Source organism: Laceyella sacchari (genome assembly GCF_004343255.1).
Lineage (GTDB): Bacteria > Bacillota > Bacilli > Thermoactinomycetales > Thermoactinomycetaceae > Laceyella > Laceyella sacchari.
This window is the reverse complement of sequence record NZ_SMDD01000003.1, coordinates 281410-300619: the sequence shown is the minus strand read 5'-3', so window position 1 is coordinate 300619 and position 19210 is coordinate 281410. Positions and strand designations below refer to the sequence as shown.

At 48.6% G+C, this 19210-nt stretch carries 15 protein-coding genes and 4 tRNA genes; 14 read left to right on the top strand and 5 right to left on the bottom strand.

The features are described 5' to 3' along the window. Window positions 1-5: 5 nt before the first annotated feature. A complete protein-coding gene (locus EDC32_RS11775) occupies window positions 6-1346 on the bottom strand; it encodes a cytochrome ubiquinol oxidase subunit I (RefSeq protein ID WP_132222428.1) in 1341 nt (446 codons plus the stop codon). 272 nt (window positions 1347-1618) lie between these two features. On the opposite strand from EDC32_RS11775, the gene EDC32_RS11770 reads away from it, so the two are divergent. The 5 genes from EDC32_RS11770 (at window position 1619) to EDC32_RS11750 (ending at window position 7184) form a co-directional block, all read left to right on the top strand. Continuing rightward, entirely contained in the window at window positions 1619-2593 is a 975-nt protein-coding gene (locus EDC32_RS11770) for a VanW family protein (RefSeq protein WP_158283353.1), read from the top strand. A 154-nt stretch (window positions 2594-2747) separates the two neighbouring features. Continuing rightward, the gene (locus EDC32_RS11765; protein WP_158283352.1) at window positions 2748-3725 is read left to right on the top strand and encodes a 3D domain-containing protein; all 978 of its coding nucleotides are present in this window, start codon (window positions 2748-2750) and stop codon (window positions 3723-3725) included. Window positions 3726-4137: 412 nt separating this feature from the next. After that, window positions 4138-5574, top strand: coding sequence for a YecA family protein (locus EDC32_RS16665; RefSeq protein WP_246026936.1), 1437 nt, complete (start codon window positions 4138-4140; stop codon window positions 5572-5574). A 106-nt stretch (window positions 5575-5680) separates the two neighbouring features. Beyond that, complete coding sequence (locus EDC32_RS11755; RefSeq protein WP_132222422.1) at window positions 5681-5992, top strand: hypothetical protein; 312 nt, start codon at window positions 5681-5683, stop codon at window positions 5990-5992. A gap of 370 nt (window positions 5993-6362) precedes the next feature. Continuing rightward, window positions 6363-7184 carry a PHP domain-containing protein gene (locus EDC32_RS11750; protein WP_132222420.1) on the top strand — a complete coding sequence of 274 codons (822 nt, stop codon included), beginning with the start codon at window positions 6363-6365 and terminating at the stop codon, window positions 7182-7184. Here the strand turns inward: EDC32_RS11750 and EDC32_RS11745 are convergent. Together EDC32_RS11745 and EDC32_RS11740 are read right to left on the bottom strand one after the other, a co-directional pair. Next, complete coding sequence (locus EDC32_RS11745; RefSeq protein WP_132222418.1) at window positions 7181-7615, bottom strand: GNAT family N-acetyltransferase; 435 nt, start codon at window positions 7613-7615, stop codon at window positions 7181-7183. The genes EDC32_RS11750 and EDC32_RS11745 overlap by 4 nt on opposite strands. Before the next feature lie 24 nt (window positions 7616-7639). Continuing rightward, a complete protein-coding gene (locus tag EDC32_RS11740; protein WP_022736572.1) occupies window positions 7640-8149 on the bottom strand; it encodes a 2'-5' RNA ligase family protein in 510 nt (169 codons plus the stop codon). Window positions 8150-8269: 120 nt separating this feature from the next. Here EDC32_RS11740 and EDC32_RS11735 point away from each other — a divergent pair, with 120 nt between their 5' ends. From EDC32_RS11735 to EDC32_RS11710, 6 genes are all read left to right on the top strand, one after another. Beyond that, entirely contained in the window at window positions 8270-8797 is a 528-nt protein-coding gene (locus EDC32_RS11735; RefSeq protein ID WP_132222416.1) for a phosphatidylglycerophosphatase A family protein, read from the top strand. A 241-nt stretch (window positions 8798-9038) separates the two neighbouring features. Beyond that, window positions 9039-9218: a hypothetical protein gene (locus tag EDC32_RS11730; protein ID WP_132222414.1), complete on the top strand. Its 180-nt coding sequence runs from the start codon at window positions 9039-9041 to the stop codon at window positions 9216-9218. A gap of 75 nt (window positions 9219-9293) precedes the next feature. Further along, window positions 9294-9370: transfer RNA gene (locus EDC32_RS11725), tRNA-Met, on the top strand. A 4-nt stretch (window positions 9371-9374) separates the two neighbouring features. Beyond that, window positions 9375-9451 (top strand) — tRNA-Asp (locus EDC32_RS11720). Window positions 9452-9463: 12 nt separating this feature from the next. After that, window positions 9464-9539 (top strand) — tRNA-Ile (locus tag EDC32_RS11715). Window positions 9540-9568: 29 nt separating this feature from the next. Then, a tRNA-Val gene (locus tag EDC32_RS11710) sits at window positions 9569-9643 on the top strand. An 883-nt stretch (window positions 9644-10526) separates the two neighbouring features. On the opposite strand, the gene EDC32_RS11705 is transcribed toward EDC32_RS11710, so the two are convergent. Beyond that, the gene (locus EDC32_RS11705) at window positions 10527-11735 is read right to left on the bottom strand and encodes an aminotransferase class V-fold PLP-dependent enzyme (RefSeq protein ID WP_132222411.1); all 1209 of its coding nucleotides are present in this window, start codon (window positions 11733-11735) and stop codon (window positions 10527-10529) included. A 378-nt stretch (window positions 11736-12113) separates the two neighbouring features. On the opposite strand from EDC32_RS11705, the gene EDC32_RS16395 reads away from it, so the two are divergent. Beyond that, entirely contained in the window at window positions 12114-12260 is a 147-nt protein-coding gene (locus tag EDC32_RS16395; protein ID WP_158283351.1) for a hypothetical protein, read from the top strand. 475 nt (window positions 12261-12735) lie between these two features. Beyond that, window positions 12736-13947, top strand: coding sequence for an ATP-grasp domain-containing protein (locus EDC32_RS11700; RefSeq protein WP_132222409.1), 1212 nt, complete (start codon window positions 12736-12738; stop codon window positions 13945-13947). 112 nt (window positions 13948-14059) lie between these two features. Here EDC32_RS11700 and EDC32_RS11695 read toward each other — a convergent pair whose 3' ends face one another. Next, window positions 14060-15382, bottom strand: coding sequence for a DNA recombination protein RmuC (locus EDC32_RS11695; protein ID WP_132222407.1), 1323 nt, complete (start codon window positions 15380-15382; stop codon window positions 14060-14062). A 185-nt stretch (window positions 15383-15567) separates the two neighbouring features. Here EDC32_RS11695 and EDC32_RS11690 point away from each other — a divergent pair, with 185 nt between their 5' ends. Next, window positions 15568-19200, top strand: coding sequence for a dynamin family protein (locus EDC32_RS11690; RefSeq protein WP_132222405.1), 3633 nt, complete (start codon window positions 15568-15570; stop codon window positions 19198-19200). Window positions 19201-19210: the final 10 nt, after the last annotated feature.

Genomic DNA, 19210 nt, shown 5'->3' with positions numbered 1-19210 from the left:
ATCTTTCACCCCTTTTGTTCCCCTGCGAGCATGTTCTCAAGCTCCGCTTCAGCGGGTTGGTTTTTGAAGAGGCGATTGAGAACGACCAATGCGACAATGGTCAGGATGAGGTACAGGATAGAGAACAAAATAGTCATCAGCGCAACACTATCTGAGGTGGTCGCAGCTTTGTCCACACGCATGATACCGGTGATAATCCATGGCAAGCGACCGACCTCGGCGAAAATCCAGCCGCATTCAATGGCGATAAATGAGAGCGGCCCCCCAAGGATAATCGCGCTTAGCAGCCATTTGTTCCATTCGCTCCCTTTTTTTCTCCACCAACAGTACAGGAAGACGGCAGAGACCAGTGCCAGGTATACGCCGATCGCAACCATGATGTCGAAGAGATAATGGATGTACAGCGGCGGGTGGTTCTCCTTTGGAATATCGTTTAAACCGATCACTTCCGTTTTGGTTGAATTGCCTGCCAGGATGCTTAAGGCATTCGGAATTTTGATGGCGTAGTGAACTTCATTCGTTTCCTTATCCAGCACGCCTCCAAAGTAGAGGGGCGCTTCTGATTGCGTCTCAAAATGCCATTCGGCTGCGGCCAATTTGGCAGGTTGGTATTTGGCCAAGAACTTGCCGGAAATGTCTCCGGCCACAAATGTGAGCAAGGAGAAGATGAGACCGGCGATCATGGTTAACCGCAATGCTTTTTTATAATAGGCGTGCTTATTGCCGCGCAAGATATGGTATGCGGCGATGGCAGCCAACAAGAAGCCGCTGGTCAGATAAGCAGATGAGACGACATGGGCCACTTTTGATGGTGTGGCCGGGTTTAGCATGGCTGCGATGGGATCGATGTCCATCAGTTTGCCATCGGCGGCGATGGTGAATCCGGCTGGCGTGTTCATGAAAGCGTTTACCATCGTGATAAACACGGCGGACATGGTTGAGCCGATGATGATGGGAATGGAAGTCAGCCAGTGGATAATCGGTTTTTTAAACCTATCCCATGTGTACAGATAGATACCCAAGAAAATCGCTTCAAAGAAAAAGGCGAACGTTTCCATAAAGAGTGGCAAGCTGATGATGTTTCCAGCTAATTGCATGAATTTGGGCCACAGCAGGGAAAGCATGATCCCGATGCATGTTCCCGTCACCACACCAACAGCCACTGTGATGACAAAGCCACGGGTCCATCTTCGGGCAAGCAGGATATAGTGGGGATCTTTGGTGCGGATTCCCCAATATTCGGCAAGGGAGATGAAAACAGGTACCCCCACCCCGATGGTCGCCCAGATGATATGGAAAGCCAATGTCGTTTCCGTAAGTACGCGACTCCAGAATACTGAATCCATCCAATCACTTCCTACCTGTTCATTTTCTTTTTCATTATACGTTCACATAACTACTTTGTACACTATTTCACTAACTTTGACAACAAAATTCAACAAATAAACATCAAATCACATCGTAAATGTTCAATAATGAACATGAATGCTCCGGGATACCACGTGTCCAATCCGCCGCTCTCCAGCACAATTATTGTTCCGGAACCACTGCTTGATTGTGAAAGGTCATAGCCAGGTTCGTTTTGATGCACACTAAGCGAAAAAAAGGGAGTGCGGCGATGAACAAGAACATGTATGTCATTTTGCTGATTCCCCTGGTCGCCTTGTTGATCTCGATGCCGTCTGTGCCTGTTGTGGCTGCGTCTTTTCCTGTCCCAGCGGCTGTGGAAGCTGATTCATCTTTTGCTCCCACCTTGGTGCTGGAGCATAAGGGCCAACGCTGGGTTTTTCCTTTGCGCGACATTGGGTTTGACGGGATTGATCCCACTACATTGAACCGCACGTTGGCGCTGGAGTGGATAGCCGGCGTTCTCGAACGGGACTTGAATCGTCCTGCGCGCTCCGCTTACTACCACGAGCGACGGATTGTCCCAGAGCAAGCGGGGTTGATAGTGGATCGCCAACGCATTGAGGAGTGGTTTGATCGCATCCATGAGGTCATGGGCCAACCGCTCGCAGTTCCGGTCAACATAGTAAAACCCAGGCTGACAGCGGCGAAACTGCGGAGGTTGAAAGAGAAACAAATCGGAAGTTATCTTACTTATTACAATGAATGGAACAGAAATCGCGCGCACAATATTCATCTGGCGACAGAAGCGATTGATCATAAAGTGTTGATGCCCGGTGAGGTGTTTTCGTTTAATAAGACAGTTGGGCCGCGCTCGCAGGCCAGGGGTTACCGTCTCGCCCGCATCATTGTTAAAGGGGAATACAGTGAAGGGGTTGGCGGAGGAATTTGCCAAACCTCGTCTACTTTGTACAATAGCGTGGACAAGGCTGGGCTCAAGATTGTAGAACGGCAAAGGCATAGCAAACAGGTGGCCTATGTGCCGAAGGGCCGGGATGCCACGGTGTCTTGGGGCGGGCCGGATTTTAAGTTTCAAAACCAGTTGAACGAACCGATTTTGATAGTGGCTAAAGCCAGCAACGGCCGATTGCTCATTTCTATTTATGGGCCGGAAGAAATTCATGCTAAACCGCGAAAGGTTCCGGTTGCGCCCAAACAGGCGGTTTTGCTGGAAGAAGTGGAATAAATTGTCGCGAGCGGTCATAAGCCAGGTTCCGTGGGCATAAATCTCAATTAAAATGGATGAATCTATGACAATCCTGCTAGAGTCATAGATTAGGGAGAAAACATCTGCTATAATGGCTTCATTGCTTAGGCTTTACTGCAGAAGGAGGATGTCGATGAAAAAGTTCCTTCTACCCAGCCTCGCGATGTTTTTCATCCTGCTCACGGGCTGTTCCGGTTCCTCACAAACAGTGAAAATTACTTTCAGCGATCAAGATAAAGCACTGCAATTTGAACGCTCAAGAGATACATTGGCAGAAGCGCTGGAAGGCCAAGGCCATAAGATTGACGAGTTAAAACAGCGCTACCAGCCAAGCATCGGTTGGGATCAAAAAATCGAAGGCCACAGCGAGATTACATTGAAGTGCAAGTGCAAAGTTTCCTTGCGTGTGGCGGGCAAGGACTTTGGCACCTTTGAAACCTTGCAGCCCACAGTAAAAGGAGTTTTGCAAGAGAAAAAGGTTGTTCTGACCGAGTGGGATGAGCTAAACATGCCGCTGGATAAGAAGATCATGAACGGTACCAATATCGTGGTCGATCGCATCGAGCAAAGGCTGCAGAAAAGAGTGGAAGAAATCCCTTATAGCACGAAAGAGATAAAAACAGATAAATTAGCAGAAGGAAAAAAAGAAGTGAAAAAAGAAGGGGAGGAAGGGAAAAAGATTTACGAAGTCCTCCTCGTCTACAAAAACGGCATGCCAGTCATGGAAGACGGTAAACCCAAAGCAACGGAAAGACTTGTCCAAACAATCAAGCCCGTCGACAAAATCGTGAGCATTGGCACGAATAAAGAGATGGCGAAAAAAGATGATGTGGATCTGACTTCAGCCAAGACATTAACAGTGGAGGCGACAGGTTACACCCATACCGGAAGCCGTACGGCGACCGGCACTTACCCCAAGCGGGGCACCATCGCGGTGGATCCCAGTGTGATTCCGCTCGGAACCAAAATGTATATACCGGGCTACGGCTATGGTGTTGCTGAAGATACAGGTGGCGCGGTCAACGGTCATATCATTGACCTGTTCTTTGAAACGCGGGCTGAGGCACTCAAATGGGGTCGCCGGACAGTAACTATCAAGATTTTAAAATGAGTGAAAAAAAACCTTGCGATGAGCAATTCATTGCAGGGTTTTTTATTTCTGACATGGAATCATTAAATAAGAATCTTCCGTGGCTCCCTTTATCTCTCAATCATCCCTTTATTCAACTATCCATTTCTTCCATCCCTCGGAAAAATTTTCTTCAAAAGCGTGTTTTAAATCGTTAAAATAAAGGTATAGTTACTCCAGGATACAAAGCAAATTGGGAAAATGGCATTTAGGATGAGCAGAAGCATGAAACGACTTCGGGGTCATATTGCCACCCCGATACCGTGTGATTGTCCAGTGAATGGACAGGTGAGAAGGATATGCGGAATGGGTTTTTGTGGAAAAAATCTCTTTGTCATATCCTAACCTTTCATATATACTTAATGGCAAGGAAACTAGCATCCGAGGTGTGAGTATGGTAGGCCGGAATGAACCTTGCCCCTGCGGCAGTGGGAAGAAGTATAAGAAATGTTGTGAGAGAGTTGTAGCGCTTGATTCAGTGGAAAAGGCCAGAGCTGAAAGAGAGAGCCGCTTAAAACACGACCTCTTGGTCGATCTGCAACATTGGTTTACAGGGCGGATCTCACCTGAGATGCAGAAAAGATGGGCACAACGCTTTAAAAAACTCATGCAGTTGCCTTTAGACCAGCCGATTTCCCAAGAATATGCCACTTACTTTCGCTTTTGGCTCCTGTTTGACGCACCTTGTTTAAACCGCCGGCGACCGGTAGAAGTGTGGCGCTCTACCATTCGCAATGCCCCGCACAAGGAACGCATGGCCCGCAATATGAGCGAGTCAACCTTTACCTGCTACGAAATTTCACAGACCGACGAACACACCCTGACCTTGACATCCTTGACAACGAAAGAGCAAGTCCAGATTCAAAAAGGGGAATCGATTCCCAGGGAAAAGCTTGTTTTTACTCGATTGCTTCGTGTTGGTCAACGATATGAATTCTTTGGCCCTTATACATCTTTCGCGCATGAGATGAGAGGGGAGATACTCGTGCAGCTTGAGAAATACAATCATCCAGAAGAAGAACGTCAGGAATACACCACCTGGGAAAACGGTTGGAAGGTTTTCGGTTGGTCTATCAAACGAACAGAAGAGGTCGAGCAAGGGATGTTATCTGCGCCTGTTGTGACAGAGCCCATGGTGGAAGAAACGGCTTTCTGGCCGGTCGTTGAGCCGAAAGAAGAGGAATTGCCTTTGCGAGTGATGCAACATTTGGAACAGTTTTATTTCAACCATGTGGCCACATTACAAAAGGGAACGCAAACTTTGTACAGCCGTTCATTGGAATTGTTGTACAAATATTTGTCGATGCGTTTTGGTCAATCGTTCGACTGGTCGATGCTGGATGAGGAAGTCCTGTGCCATTTTTTGAGCGTATGGTATTTGGATCAAGGCAAAGTAAGTGCTCCTGGTTCAAAAATCTTCCTCAATACCCTGAAACATCTGTTCCGCTGGTTGAAAGAAGAAGGCATCAGCGATGCGTACCTGTCATTCAGAAAGGTATATGCCTCGTTGATCCGCGCGTTGCCTGTCGCGGTTGAAGCGAAAAAATGGATGGAAGAGAATGGTGTCAAGCCAGACTATCGCAACAACGAGCAAACTGGTTCCACACAGATGGTGATGTTGGCTTTCTCTTCAACAGGTCCGGCGCTGTTGATCGAAGACAAATGGCTGCCAGTGAATCTGCTTGGCGTGCCCACCATGTGGAGTGAGCATCGCTTCTGGGTTCACGGGACTGTACAGATGGAACCGTCCGGCTGTTATTTCACACGGATCGATGGGCTTTATCCAATCATTTCATTGGACAACCAATTAAAAGTGTTAGGCCATAAGTGATAAGGTAGCCGTGCTGAACCAATGCATGGGCTACCTTATTTTTGCATGAACCTCTCCATCTGTTGAGATACTAACAGTACACTCAGCGTAAAGGGGGGCTCTTCTCATGTTTGGCTTTTTGCGTAAAAACAAGTTCAAAGAGATGATAAATGAAATGGCAAAAGAACTGGGGATCAAACAAGACGCGCGCGGCAAAAACGGCCAAGAAGTGACCCAGCTCGCCGAAGAGTTCAGTAAGGAATTGGGTTTGAAGCAGAAGCGCACCCCAGCGGGCCAAAAGGATTTGGTCAAAGAAGTTATGACTGAAGCGGGGAAAGAGTTGGGAATTACGGAGAATACAACTTCCACCAACATGAGTCCCGACCAGTTGGCCCAGCGGATTAATGAAGAGATTCAAAAACGGAAGAAATCACGCTGAGTGAAGCGAGCACCCAAATGGATCGGGTGCTCGTTTACATTCACGACTCTCATGTCGGTTGCGCGAGGCTGTGTGTGGGTCCATGGCGGGCTGTCATTTGTCGGGTTAAAGGGAAAGGCGATAGACTTGACCAGAGGCCAGGGTTCTTATATTGCTCATAGGTCGCACACACACATTTGTCAGCGCTTTGGCGCGCAATTGCATAAATATCTTGCCGTTGTGATCGCTTTATTACCCTCGTCAAGAAATAAGTAATCCTCTTTTTTTTGTGAAATTTTCGCATGGTGCGGTACAATGATATGGGTAAGATGGTGCATCAGGCCAACAAGTCGGAAAAAATGAATATATTGTTTGACAGGAGGAATGTAGTGTGGGACGTGTAGATTTGCATGTACATACGACGGGATCGGACGGATTATTTACTCCCTCCGAAGTGGTGAAATTGGCTAAGGAAGTGGGGCTTGCCGGATTGGCAATTACTGACCACGACTCGGTCAGCGGAATAGAAGAGGCGTTATCCGCAGGACGCGAATGGGGTATCCATGTAGTCCCGGGAGTGGAAATAAGCACGTTGTGGCAAGGGAAAGAGATTCATATGTTGGGGTTACATATCGATTATCGCGACCCGTCTTTACTTGAAAAGTTGAAGCGGCAACGTGAGGTGCGGCAGACGCGCAATCGCATGATGATCGAAAAATTAAATGAGTTGGGGATTGAAGTGACCATGGAGGAAGTCATGGCCAAAAAGAAAGGGGAGGGCCAAGCTGACAATGTGGGGCGGCCGCATATTGCTGAAGTGTTGATTGACAAGGGGATTGTACAATCAATGGATGAAGCGTTTGACCGATATTTAGGGCGGGATGGGCAAGCTTATGTAACGCCGCCGCGCATCAGCCCGATCGAAGCGATCCAATTGATCCACCAAAGCAAAGGGAAGGCCGTCATCGCTCATCCCGGATTGTATGAGCAAGACGACTTAATTCCTTTGTTGGTGGAAAATGGATTGGACGGCATTGAAGTGAACCATCCGGATCACACGGATGAAGCCAAACAGCGGTATGCCGAAATGGCAAAAACATTTGGGCTTTTCGAGACGGCCGGATCGGATTTTCATGGGGAACGGCACGGCTCGATGTACCATGCGATGCTTGGCACATGCACGGTGGATGAAGGGATTTTGACCAAGCTTTAAATCAGCTTCTTCTTCATCGATACGTGCGGGATACCTGCATCAACAAACGGCTCACCCATGACGTGATAGCCCAGCTTCTCATAAAACGGGATCACCGGCATTTGGGCGTGGAGGACGATCGCGTGGGCTTGTTCTTGGCGGGCTTGGGCTTCTAACGCTTCCATCATGAGGCGCCCGGCGCCGCTGTGGCGTTTGGATGGTAGCACAGCGACCCGTTCGGCTTTGGCCACGTTACGGTTAACCCACCGCATCCGGCAAGCGCCCACCGGTTGTCCGTCCTCAAGCGCCACAAAATGCAACGATCGCTCATCATATTCATCTGATTCCCGCGTTTCAGGTACTTTTTGCTCTATCACGAACACCTGGCGGCGAATGGCAAAAGCCCATTCCCTCTCCATCGGTGTTTGGGCGATGATGACGGTGACGGCCATGGGACGACATCCTTTCGGATCAGATCATTTTTTCAACAGGAATGTTTGATGAATACTCCAAGAGCCGTTTTCCAGCTGGTACATAAGGTGGAAACGGTCAATTTTCGATTCTAATTCAAATTGCCTCAACCGTAGGGTGCCATACACATCATGTAGCTCTTCTTCCGACATTTTCTGCCCAATGGTGAGATGTGGGATGTAATCATAAGGCATTGGAATGGGATCCAAAGAAGCACTGATCTGGTTGTGCAACGTTTCCAAAGGTTTGCTGTCTTTGATCGCCAGATAGATGGTATGGCTGGTAGGATAGAAATGGCTCACTTTGTGGAACTGGATGGTGAAGGGCTTGTTTTGCTTGGCGATTTCTTCTAATTTCTGGACCGCGTCTTCCACTTTTTCATCAGGCAGTTCAAATTTTTCCCGCAACGTAATATGGGGTGGAATGAGGCTGTAATGCGGGTCGTACCGCTTTCTATAGGAATTGACTAGGTCTTGTACGTGTTTTTGTGGAAAAACTGCAATGCCGAAAAACATAACACATTCCCTCCTTGAACAGAAAAATGGCGCATTTCTTATATTATATCTTTAAATTTTGGTTCACGCATCTTTTGTGGACAATTGATTATGGTAAGATGGCTTATGGGAGGGAAACAGATGAGAAGAGTACACAGCAGTGAAGTGAAACGTACAGTGATGAAAAGCTTGGAAGAACGCGGAGTCAGTATCGAGGCAATTGCTGAAATTGTTCACGAAATGCAGAGCCCTTATAACCCGAATCTAACCATGGAGCAGTGCGTCGACAGCGTGCTGGCCGTGCTGAATAAACGGGAATTGCAACACGCTATTCTGGTAGGAGTTGAGTTAGACCGCTTGGCGGAACAGAATATGTTGTCTGAACCGCTCTTATCCCTTGTCAAAGGGGATGAAGGGCTGTTTGGTTGTGATGAAACATTGGCCTTGGGTTCTGTTTTGGGCTATGGGAGCATCGCCGTCACTACCTTTGGTCACTTGGACAAGCATAAAATTGGGCTCATTCGCGAGTTGGACACCAAAAAAGGTGGACGGGTGCAGACGTTTATGGATGATTTGGTCGCCAGTGTCGCGGCTGCAGCTTCAGGACGCCTAGCACACCGTTTGCGCGATGAGGAAGAGCGGGCTTCAGCCCAACAGCTGGAAGATTGAGCAAATAGCAGGCCTATCGATGCAAATAAGCCGTTGTCACAATCGACAACGGCTTTACCATTTGGCCGTGAGGAGGGAATATTGGTCGGCTCGTGAACAGTTAAGCCCGACAAGGTTGCTTGGGTTAATATAGCATATGCGGGAAGGGTCTGCGCGCTCTGGACGAAACGGAAAATGTGCAAGCGCCCTTAGGCATGAAAAATGGAAAACAGCGAAAAATAAGAGATGAAAGGAGGAACGCATGATGCAATGGGTATATTGGGCCAAATTATATGACAGCCGCTTTCAAGCGCGGTGTTTGGCGGCACGAATGCAGGAGGACTGGTGGCTGTACGGGTATGATAGCCCGGAGCGTGTAGAGGTGTTTCGTTCCAAAAAAGGGCGTTATGGCGTTCGTTATATTTGGGATAAAAAATCTTAAAAAAAGGCCTTGCACTTTTGAAGAAATTGATGTATATTAATAAATGTCGCTGATGACGATTAAAACAATTAATATCGCGGGGTGGAGCAGTCTGGTAGCTCGTCGGGCTCATAACCCGAAGGTCGCAGGTTCAAATCCTGTCCCCGCAACCAACTCGGAGCTGTGGTGTAGAGGCCTAACATGCCTGCCTGTCACGCAGGAGATCGCGGGTTCGAATCCCGTCAGCTCCGCCACTTCACCATCATGGGCCTATAGCTCAGTTGGTAGAGCAGTCGGCTCATAACCGATCGGTCACAGGTTCGAGTCCTGTTGGGCCCACCAACTTATCTAAAAACTACATATTTTCACTTGGGCAGTTAGCTCAGAGGGAGAGCGCTTCCTTGACACGGAAGAGGTCGTAGGTTCGATTCCTATACTGCCCACCAACCAAACCCTTGCACATTTGCAAGGGTTTTTTGTTTGATAGAGGAGTAAGTTGCGTTTTTATGGTGAATTGATGAAAGAGAGAGAGTTAATCACTATTATTGTTCGATGTAAAACAATAAATCATGGAAAAGGGTGCTTGGTTACTGATTGGATATGGTGTTCGGCTATGGATCCCCTTGCTGCGTATATTAAATCATACTACATAGTATATACTGATTATAATGGCTATTTTGCGAGATAGGAGGTGGAAAAGTGCTAAATGGGGATCTGTGTTGATTTTTTTATCTTGATTGTTATTGCAACTTTGCATTTAAAAACGATGCGCGGGAATAAGAAGAATGGAATACATTTGGCCTGAACAGATACCGAAATTAAGGTATATATCTTTTCTAGGTAACTGCGCACATTTGATAAAAATACTCAAATTCTGTTATGAAATGATGTATTGAATGAAAAGAATTATAGCACCTCAAATAGATAAAGCCAAGGGTTTGGAAGTCATCTTTCAGTGTTTAAACAAACGACAGTAAGCATATGTATGGTGCAGGCTGAAGGCAAAAAAAAGGTCTCCGCCGAGGGGGTGCGCTAGAATGGATTCGACGGAGACGAGGAAGAGTTAAGAAAACCATTCATTGTGGGGATTCGAAGATAAGCGAGACAGTGCTATCCTCGAACGCTATTAAGTATAACACATTTATTCAATATGTTACAGTTTTTAATTGAGGAATGCATTAATTATTAATACTTATTTGCTCATAAATAGGAAATTAATACATGATGGCATCATCCATGCCCAGCATGAGAGGGGTACTCCTGAGGGCGATTAAAGCAAAAGTGATGGGATGCGTGCAGATGCGTTGATATGATGGTGGACGCTTTTTTTTATTCACGGTGCGAGGCGACGAGGACGGAAGTGGAATGTTGTCCTCCCTGCTTGCGGGCGTGGTGAATCGCAGCTTCAAGGATCACGAGGGCACGGATCAATTCTGTATGGGAATGGAAGGCGTGGATGGAAAAGCGGATGCCTTCCGGGCGCGGCAGATGGCGAATGTATAGATGGTGCTTTAGACAGTAGTCCACGATTTCCTCGTGGGCAAGGCCTTCTATACGGAAGCATACCAAACCGGAAGCGGGGAAGGAGAGGTCGTTGAACAGAGTGACATCCGGCAGAAGCAGAAGCTGCTGTTTGAACCAGGTGGCCAAATGATGGATCTGCGAGGTGACCGCGGGAAGCTGGTACTGCTCCAAGAGTTCTAAGCCACGGGTGAAGCCGGCAATTAAGGCGATGTTTTTTGTGGAGCATTCCATTTTTTGTGAATCCATCTTCCAATCTATCTGCCCGTCAAGGGAAAAGCCGGTGATGGATTGGTAGCCTGCTGCAAGGGGCCATAGTTGCTCAACGAGCTTGGTGGTGATATAACAAGCGCCGGTGCCGGTGGGACCCAACAACCACTTGTGGCCGGAGAGAGCATACGCATCACAACCGATGGCTTTAACATCGACGTCTACATTTCCAGCGCCTTGCGCTCCGTCGATAAGGGTGAGCACGCCGTGGTCTCGGGCCAGGCGACAGATGTCAGCGACAGGCAGGATGCGGCCCGTGTTCCAGGTGACATGGCTTGCGACGATCAGGCGTGTGCGTTGATCGATGGCTTTAGCCAACGCGCCGATCATCTCTTCATCTGTTTTGTCGTCGGGATCGACAAGGGTGACAGAGAGATCGTACCGTTTTGCGATGTTGAAGCATGGTACGAGACTGCTGACATGCTCGTGAGCAGTGATGATGATTCCATCTCCTGCTTGCCAAGGGATGCCGGCGATGATCGCATTCATGCTGAAAGTGCCGTTTTCCGTCAGCGAGATTTCGCTAGGGTGGGCTCCTAACAGAGAAGCCAGCTTCTGACGGGCTTCCATGCAGACTGATTCGGTAACCAACCAGGGCTTGGGAGATGGGGATTGGAGGGAACGGTTCGCTTGGGTGATCGCTTCATGAATCGGTTCCAAAAGCGGTACGCACGTTCCTATGTTAAAGTAGAGGCTGTCACCCAAAGGAGGGCATAGGTCTTGGAAGTGTGGCCAACGGGTTGGCATTCGGGCATCATCCTTTATATATAGCTTGAAATTCGTTGTTTATATTATATAAATTTGCAAATAGAAGAACAATTCACTTTTGGTGTGAGATGGTAAAGTGATTGGAAAGTGGTTAAAACATTAATAAAATCACGAGAATTCATCATGCCTGATCTTATGATGAAGATGCCATGCACTAAGCGGCCTTATCCTGCAAAGGGAAGTGATCGAGATTGATTAGAATTCTATCTGTTTTGCTGGGGATTCACCAAAAATTTTTCCGTATGAAGGATAGATCGTGTAGCTAAGGCATGCTGAAACAACCTCTTTTTTCAATGGCCGGTCCCGGCGTAAGGAGCGAAGAAGAAGGGCATACTGAAGCAAAAAAAGGAGGTTGTCATGAACAACAATCAGCAGCAAAGCAGATTGGAAGGACAGATTGAGGATCAGGTGAAATGCGCGTCGCGGATGGAAGAAGCGTGTCAGGATATTCGCATTCCCGCGCATCTGGTGGCGGAAGTGCAGGATGAGGAATCGACATCATGATTGACCGCTCCTGCCGTTACGGGGGAGCGGATAGTAAAGTTAATAAATAGATTGACAAAATATTATGTTTTCTCTAATATTAAAAAGAACCCCTACTGATTGGACATGATGTGCCGACGGTTTAACCTCTTCTTCTAAAGGTTAGACCAACGTCTTCAGGTTTCCGCCAGAGGATGCCCACTCCACGGGAAATAGCGTGCGTCCGTCGTATTATCTCCAGCAATTATGATGTGAATACTCGGTTCAACGATGAGTCTGTTTTGCGGTGAGGAAGAGCTTGCTTGTCAGCCAGCTCAGTGTAGACGAGCCCCTGCAGGAGCGAGATTTTTGAAAGCGGAGTTGCTTGTCGCTTAAGAAAACCACGGAACGCAGGCTCAAAAATCAGCTCCGGGCCACTTTGTCAACAAGTTCGAGCTTGCTAGCCGGGCAAGCTTGGTGTGTTCACACATCTTGGATTGAAAGGGGAACGTTTGGGTTGAGCATTTTAATTTTCAATCGCTTGCCTTATTATGATGTACCCTATGACAAATGGCTGGAGGACTTGAACGAACCGTTGGTGATCCTGACGGAACAAAAATTGGCGCCGGCGTTTCAGGAAAAAGCGCGCGCCTTATCTTTTGAAAATTATGACTATAACAATGCGGTTGAATTTGTCGCTTTACAGATGGCGAAAAAGAATCCATTTCGCCGGATTGTTGCAACTGCTGAGCGGGATATTTTGCGCGCGGCAAGACTTAGGGAGCATTTGGGGATCGAAGGACAGTCGTTGGAGAGCGCGCTTGCTTTTCGTGACAAGGTGAAGATGAAGACGTTGCTCAAAGCGGCCAATGTGAAGGTTCCCCCGTTTGCTGAAATCACTTCGGTAATCGATTTGGTTCGTTTTATCGAAGCAGAGGGATATCCCGTCGTGGTAAAGCCAGTCGATGGCATGGGCTCTCGAAATACTACGATTTTGCATGACGACGAAGATACCATCGCCTATTTAGCAGAGGGATTAACTCCCCATTTGGAAGTGGAGAAGTTTATCGAGGGTGAAATGTACCACATTGATGGTATAGTGCTTGATGGGGTGATTGAGCTTTGTTGGCCTTCCAAATACTTGAATAACTGTCTTGCATTTCAGGAAGGGAAATATCTCGGTAGCTATCTGCTGGAGCCGGAAAATCCGCTTACGCCCCGCTTGCAGTGTTATGTTACGAACGTGCTTCATATTTTGCCCACGCCGCAATATACCACTTTTCACGCGGAGGTGTTCCACACCCCCGAGGATGAGTTAATATTATGTGAAATCGCTTGCCGGACCGGAGGATCCCGCATTTGTGAAGAATATCGCCAAGCGTTTGATTTGGATTTGACCAAACTGGCGGTACAAGCCCAATGCGGATTGCCCGTGACTGTGCCCGAGCAAGTGCGGAGCGGGCGGGGACCCAAGACGCAGATTGGCTTTATCGGCATCCCGCCGAAGCAAGGGGTTTTTCTCTCTGCCCCCAAAGCGGACGAGCTTCCTGATTGGGTGACGGAATACCGTTTGCTGGCAGAGCCTGGCCAATATTTTGATGGGCCGCATACCAGTGTGGATTATACGGTGACGTTGGTGGTGATCGGGGAGACCGAAGGGGAAGTGTTGGCGAGGTTAGAAGAGGTGGCTGACCTGTTTGAACGGAACACGGTTTGGCAATCGAAGTGATGTGAACAGCGTGACATAACTGCAACAAAGATGCCTGAGCAGTTGAAAAAGGAGCCGGGCCCTTTTTCAACTGCTTAGGCTTTTTTATAGGCAATAAATGCAGTTTTCGGGTTCATTCCCGCTCGTCATTGGCCGCGAGTGGCAAGGTTTCTGAGCCACCGAGCTCGGGAAGGTTTTCCACCCGGTTCAGTTTCTTTTTCATCGTCTCCGTTTGCTTGGTTGCTTGACCGATTGTTTTGCTGGCCTCGTCCAACTTGCGCTGAGCTTTGGTCAAAGTGTCGCCAAACTTGAATAATTCTGTTTTTAACAGGCTTAACCATTTCCACGCTTCATTGGTGTGCTTTTGGATTGCCAGCGTGCGGAACCCCATGTGCAGGCTGGTCAAAAAGGCGGACAATGTGGTGGGGCCGGTGATCGCGACTTTGTATTTGCGCTGGATATGCTCCCACAGTCCGGGCCGCCGTAAAATCTCGGCGTACAAACCTTCGATCGGCAGAAAGAGGATGGCGAAGTCGGTGGTTGTCGGGGGATTGATGTATTTATCCGCTATTTTTTTGGCTTCTTGCTTAATCCGTGCTTCCAAGTTTTTCAATGCTTCTTGGACTTGATCGGCTTGTCCGCGCTCTTGTGCTTCGGTGAGGCGTTGGTAATCGTCCAAGGGAAACTTGGAATCGATCGGGAGCAACAGATGTGAGCGTTCCGCGTCTTTGGCGGGCAATTTAATGGCGAATTCGACATTCTCTTTGCTATTCTCTTTGACTGTGGCGTTTTTGCTATATTGATCCGGCGTTAGCAATTGTTCCAAAATGTTTTCCAGCTGGATTTCCCCCAAGACCCCACGGTTCTTCACATTGGACAAGACTTTGCGGAGATCGTCGACGCCGGTGGCCAGATGGTGCATTTCCCCCAAGCTTTTATGAACCCGTTCCAATCGCTCGCTGACCATTTGGAACGATTCACCCAGCCTTTGTTCCAACGTTTGATGCAATTTTTCGTCAACCGTCTGCCGCATCTGCTCCAGCTTTTGCTGGTTGGCTTCCTGAAGCTGGTTTAATTTTTCTTCTACTTTGTCTCGTAGCAGTTCTTGTTTGCGTTCAGTCATGATGGCCATTTCGTTGAGTTGTTTGGAAAAACTGTCCAGCAGGTCTTTTTGTTGACGTGAGCTTTCACGAATGGTGGAGATGGTGGATTGGGTGAGATTGTTGAAGGAGTTGCTCAGGTCGCGCCGATTTTCAATGATCGAGCGATTCCATTCCAACCGATTGGTGGCAAATTCTTCGCGCATTAATTTTTCCAATCGCTCTTGGTTAAGTTCCAACCGTTCCACTTGTTTGCTTAACGATGAATCATTTCCTTCGCGATTCGCCCGCTGGAAGATGAGATACAGAATCACCGCGTTCAAAAGGAGGGAGATGATCCCGATGATTGTTGACATGTTGAACACCTTCTTTTATGGAATCGAGTATCTTCCATTATAACTGATTTGGAAAATATTGTTCAGGCTCTTTGGCTGGTGCGCTGGCTCTTGTTTTTCCAAGGAGGCGCTTTCTTGCGCGAATATGGTAAGATAATGAACGTATGCAGAGTTTAGACTGAGTTCAAAAGGAGAAGCGCACTTTCATGATTGACGTGAAATTCCAACCGGTTTTGCACCGCTTGGCGGCGGTGGAACAAGCCATGGGTGAGCGCCATGATGAAGAGCATCGGGAAAAAATGGCGGATTTGATGCGAAAAGTGGCCAAAGGGGAATGGACCATCGCATTTTGCGGGCATTTTTCGGCGGGCAAATCTTCTATGCTCAATGAGTTGTACGGTGAGTCGATCTTGCCGACCAGCCCGATTCCGACCAGTGCCAATGTGGTGAAAATCATGGCTGGCCAGGATGAGGTTACGTTATTGTTGAGCACCGGAGAAGTCCATCGTTTTGCTGGAGTCTACACTGAGCAAGAGTTGAAGGCCTTGTGCAAAAATGGGGAAGAGGTGCTGGCAGTTCACATCAAGCGCGAGACAGAAGCTTTGCCTGAAGGTGTCGCGCTGTTGGACACCCCGGGAGTGGATTCCGCCGATGACGCGCATCAGGCGGTCACCCTATCTGCCTTGCATCTGGCGGATGTCATCTTTTACATGATGGATTATAACCATGTGCAGTCAGAAGGGAATCTTTCATTTATTAAGCAGCTGATCGCACGAAAAGAGGAAGTTTATCTGATCATCAACCAGATTGATAAACATCGCGATGCAGAGCTTCCGTTTGCCACATATCAAGCAAATGTGGAGAAAACATTTGCCGAGTGGGGAATTCAGCCGGCTGGCGTATATTATACTGCGCTTGCTGATCGGTCGCATCCGGCCAATCAATTGGCGGAATGCAAGGCACTGATCCGGCGACTGATGCACAAGAGAGATCGGATGGAAGAGAGCGCGCGCAAAGAAGCTGAGTATCTGATCGGTGAACATCTGGACGCGCTTAGGGCGCGAGAGCGAGAAGAACGGGTGAAGCTGGAGAAAATGTTACACGCGGTTACGCCGCCTGCTGGTCGCAGCATGAGCCAGTGGCTGGCTGAGTGCGAAAATGAGTTGAGCCAACTTGCCGGGCAAAGCGAACGGGAGCGGGAGGCGTGGGTTCACGGCCTGAACCGTTTGCTACAAAACGCTTACCTGATGCCGGCAGATCTGCGCGAGGTCGCACGCGCTTACTTGGAAACGGTGTTGACGCCGTTCAAAGTGGGTTTTCTGTTCAGCGCCAAAAAAACGGAGCAAGAGAAAGAACGGCGTCGTCTTGCATTTTATGAACAATTGCGCCAGACGGTGGAAACGCAACTGGAAGTTCATCTCAAGGCGCATCTCATGCAGTTTGCCAAAGAGCGGCAATTGGACACGGACCCCATCAGTGAAACGATTTATCAGTCTGTCTCATGGGTGACTCCGGAATTGCCGCTTCAAGTGATCAAACCGGGAGCGGAGTGGTCAGGTGCCTATGTGTTGACTTACGCCGAGGATTTGGCACAAGCAATCAAAAAACGGGCGCGCGAATGGGCGGAAACCATCTATGACCGTATGGCGGGAGAACAGGCTGAACGGATGCAAGCGCTACAAACGCAGTTGACAGCACAAATCAACAACATCAAGCAAGCGTTGGCAGCGGAACAGCAGTTGGCGGCGAAAGATCGGGAACTGGCCGAATATGAAGCATATCTCCTTCAGGTAGTTCGCGGCGATATTGACGTCGCCGAGTTTGACCTTGCTTACCTGCTCCATGAAGAGATCCCAGGTGCCCGGCAACGCTATGAAGTGAAGTTGGCCGATGCAACGGTTGCATTAGAGCAGCCGACTATAGCGCGGGTGGTTGATACGCCACAAGCACCTAAAGCAGCGATGCGGACGAATTGGGTGCTACAGTTGGTGAAACAAGCGGAACAAAGCTTGCAAGAGTTGCCAAACTTCGCTCAGTTGCGTGAGGAATGGGCGGAAAAACGGTCTCGTATCGAGGGAAAACAATATACGGTGGCGTTGTTTGGTGCGTTTAGTGCCGGAAAATCCTCTTTTGCCAATGCGTTGTTGGGTGATCGCGTATTGCCAGTGTCTCCACATCCTACGACGGCTACGATTCACCGTATTTGCCCGCCGACAGAAAAATATGCCCATGGAGAGGCGGTCATTCGTTTCAAATCGCGGGAAGCCCTTTTTCAAGACCTTAAGCAAGTAGCTGCCTTATTCCAGCGGGAAGTGGAATCTCTGGAAGCCGCGGTGGCGGGGATCGAGGAGCTGCTGCGCGAACCGACCACTTTCACCAAGCAGAAGCTAGCGCTTCCCTTCTTGCGGGCTATTCAACAAGGATACGGGGAGTTGGCGGACGAGCTGGGTGGCGAAAAAGTGGTTTCGCAAGCAGAGTGTGAAGCCTTTGTAGCCAACGAAGCAAAATCGGCGTTTGTAGAATCCGTCACGTTGTATTATGATGCGCCGTTGACCCGCCAGGGGGTCACCATCGTGGATACGCCCGGAGCAGATTCGATCCATGCGCGTCATACGGAAGTGGCCTTTCAATACATTAAAAACAGCGACGCCATCATATATGTCACTTATTACAACCATCCTTTTTCCCGTGCTGACCGTGAGTTTCTGATTCAGTTGGGCCGGGTGAAAGATGTCTTTTCCCTGGATAAGATGTTTTTTGTGATCAATGCCGCTGACCTGGCTTCGTCCGAAGAGGAGCTGGCCATGGTGCGTCAATATATCGAAAGCCAGTTGCAACAATACGGCATTCGCCATCCGCGCTTGTTTGCACTGTCCAGCTTACAGGCTTTGGCCGATTCCGAGGACGAGCGCATGGCACAGTTTAAACAAGCGTTTCTGTCGTTTATTCTGCACGACCTGACAGAGGTTTCATTGAAACAGTTGGGGAGTGAAGTGCAACGGGCCGAGCACATGCTGGAACAGATGGGGCAAGCTCTAACACAGAGCAAAGCGGAAAAGGAAGCGAGCAGGCAGGCGCTGGTTGCCGAGCGGGAAGCGATGGAACGCATCATCAGTACCAGTGGTGGGAAAGCAGAAGAGCAGGCCTTGGAACAAGAATTGAATGAGTTGTTCTATTATGTGAAACAACGGATGTTTTATCGCTACCATGATGTGTTCACTGAGATATTTAACCCGTCGGCACTGAAGGAAGATGGACAGGTCAAAGAGAAGTTGCAAGGTTGCGTCTGGGAATTGGTTGAATTCATCAAACACGACTTGTCTCAGGAAATGCGGGCGACGGCACTTCGGATGGAAAAATGGATCGCACGGACGGAAAGCGCTTTGTCGCAGACCATCGCCAAACGCTTGGAAGCTGTACGCCCTGACTTTCAAACCACTTTCCACAGTGAGGAGGGCATTGCCTCCCCCGTGCTGAAAGAACCGCTGACCAATCTATCTCCTGCCTCGTTTAAAAAAGCGCTCAGCTTGTTCAAAAGCGCCAAAGCCTTTTTTGAAAAAGGAGAAAAAGCACGGATGGAAAGCGAATTGAAGAGCGTACTGGAACAAGAAGTGACTGCCTATTTGGAGCAATGCAAGACGGAGTGGGGCTCGCACTATGCCATGGCGTGGCAAGTGTCAGTGGACCGGGTAAAACAAACATTGCGCGATCAAGTGCTTCATGAATATGAATGGCTGTTGCAAGGATTTGATGAAACTCTCCCACTCGATGTGTTCATGGCAGCCCAACGGCGATTTGTCGAAGTGAGCGCGGAGTTGAACAAGGTATTGACTGAATAGGTTGTATGCG

What these genes read in the sequence shown, in the direction of transcription:
- EDC32_RS11740 (WP_022736572.1), bottom strand. Translation starts at nt 8,149, where the DNA reads ATGTTTTTCGGCATTGCAGTTTTTCCACAAAAACACGTACAAGACCTA.
- EDC32_RS11770 (WP_158283353.1), top strand. Translation starts at nt 1,619, where the DNA reads ATGAACAAGAACATGTATGTCATTTTGCTGATTCCCCTGGTCGCCTTG.
- EDC32_RS11735 (WP_132222416.1), top strand. Translation starts at nt 8,270, where the DNA reads ATGAGAAGAGTACACAGCAGTGAAGTGAAACGTACAGTGATGAAAAGC.
- EDC32_RS11705 (WP_132222411.1), bottom strand. Translation starts at nt 11,735, where the DNA reads ATGCCAACCCGTTGGCCACACTTCCAAGACCTATGCCCTCCTTTGGGT.
- EDC32_RS11745 (WP_132222418.1), bottom strand. Translation starts at nt 7,615, where the DNA reads ATGGCCGTCACCGTCATCATCGCCCAAACACCGATGGAGAGGGAATGG.
- EDC32_RS16665 (WP_246026936.1), top strand. Translation starts at nt 4,138, where the DNA reads ATGGTAGGCCGGAATGAACCTTGCCCCTGCGGCAGTGGGAAGAAGTAT.
- EDC32_RS11765 (WP_158283352.1), top strand. Translation starts at nt 2,748, where the DNA reads ATGAAAAAGTTCCTTCTACCCAGCCTCGCGATGTTTTTCATCCTGCTC.
- EDC32_RS11690 (WP_132222405.1), top strand. Translation starts at nt 15,568, where the DNA reads ATGATTGACGTGAAATTCCAACCGGTTTTGCACCGCTTGGCGGCGGTG.
- EDC32_RS11775 (WP_132222428.1), bottom strand. Translation starts at nt 1,346, where the DNA reads ATGGATTCAGTATTCTGGAGTCGCGTACTTACGGAAACGACATTGGCT.
- EDC32_RS11730 (WP_132222414.1), top strand. Translation starts at nt 9,039, where the DNA reads ATGATGCAATGGGTATATTGGGCCAAATTATATGACAGCCGCTTTCAA.
- EDC32_RS11695 (WP_132222407.1), bottom strand. Translation starts at nt 15,382, where the DNA reads ATGTCAACAATCATCGGGATCATCTCCCTCCTTTTGAACGCGGTGATT.
- EDC32_RS16395 (WP_158283351.1), top strand. Translation starts at nt 12,114, where the DNA reads ATGAACAACAATCAGCAGCAAAGCAGATTGGAAGGACAGATTGAGGAT.
- EDC32_RS11755 (WP_132222422.1), top strand. Translation starts at nt 5,681, where the DNA reads ATGTTTGGCTTTTTGCGTAAAAACAAGTTCAAAGAGATGATAAATGAA.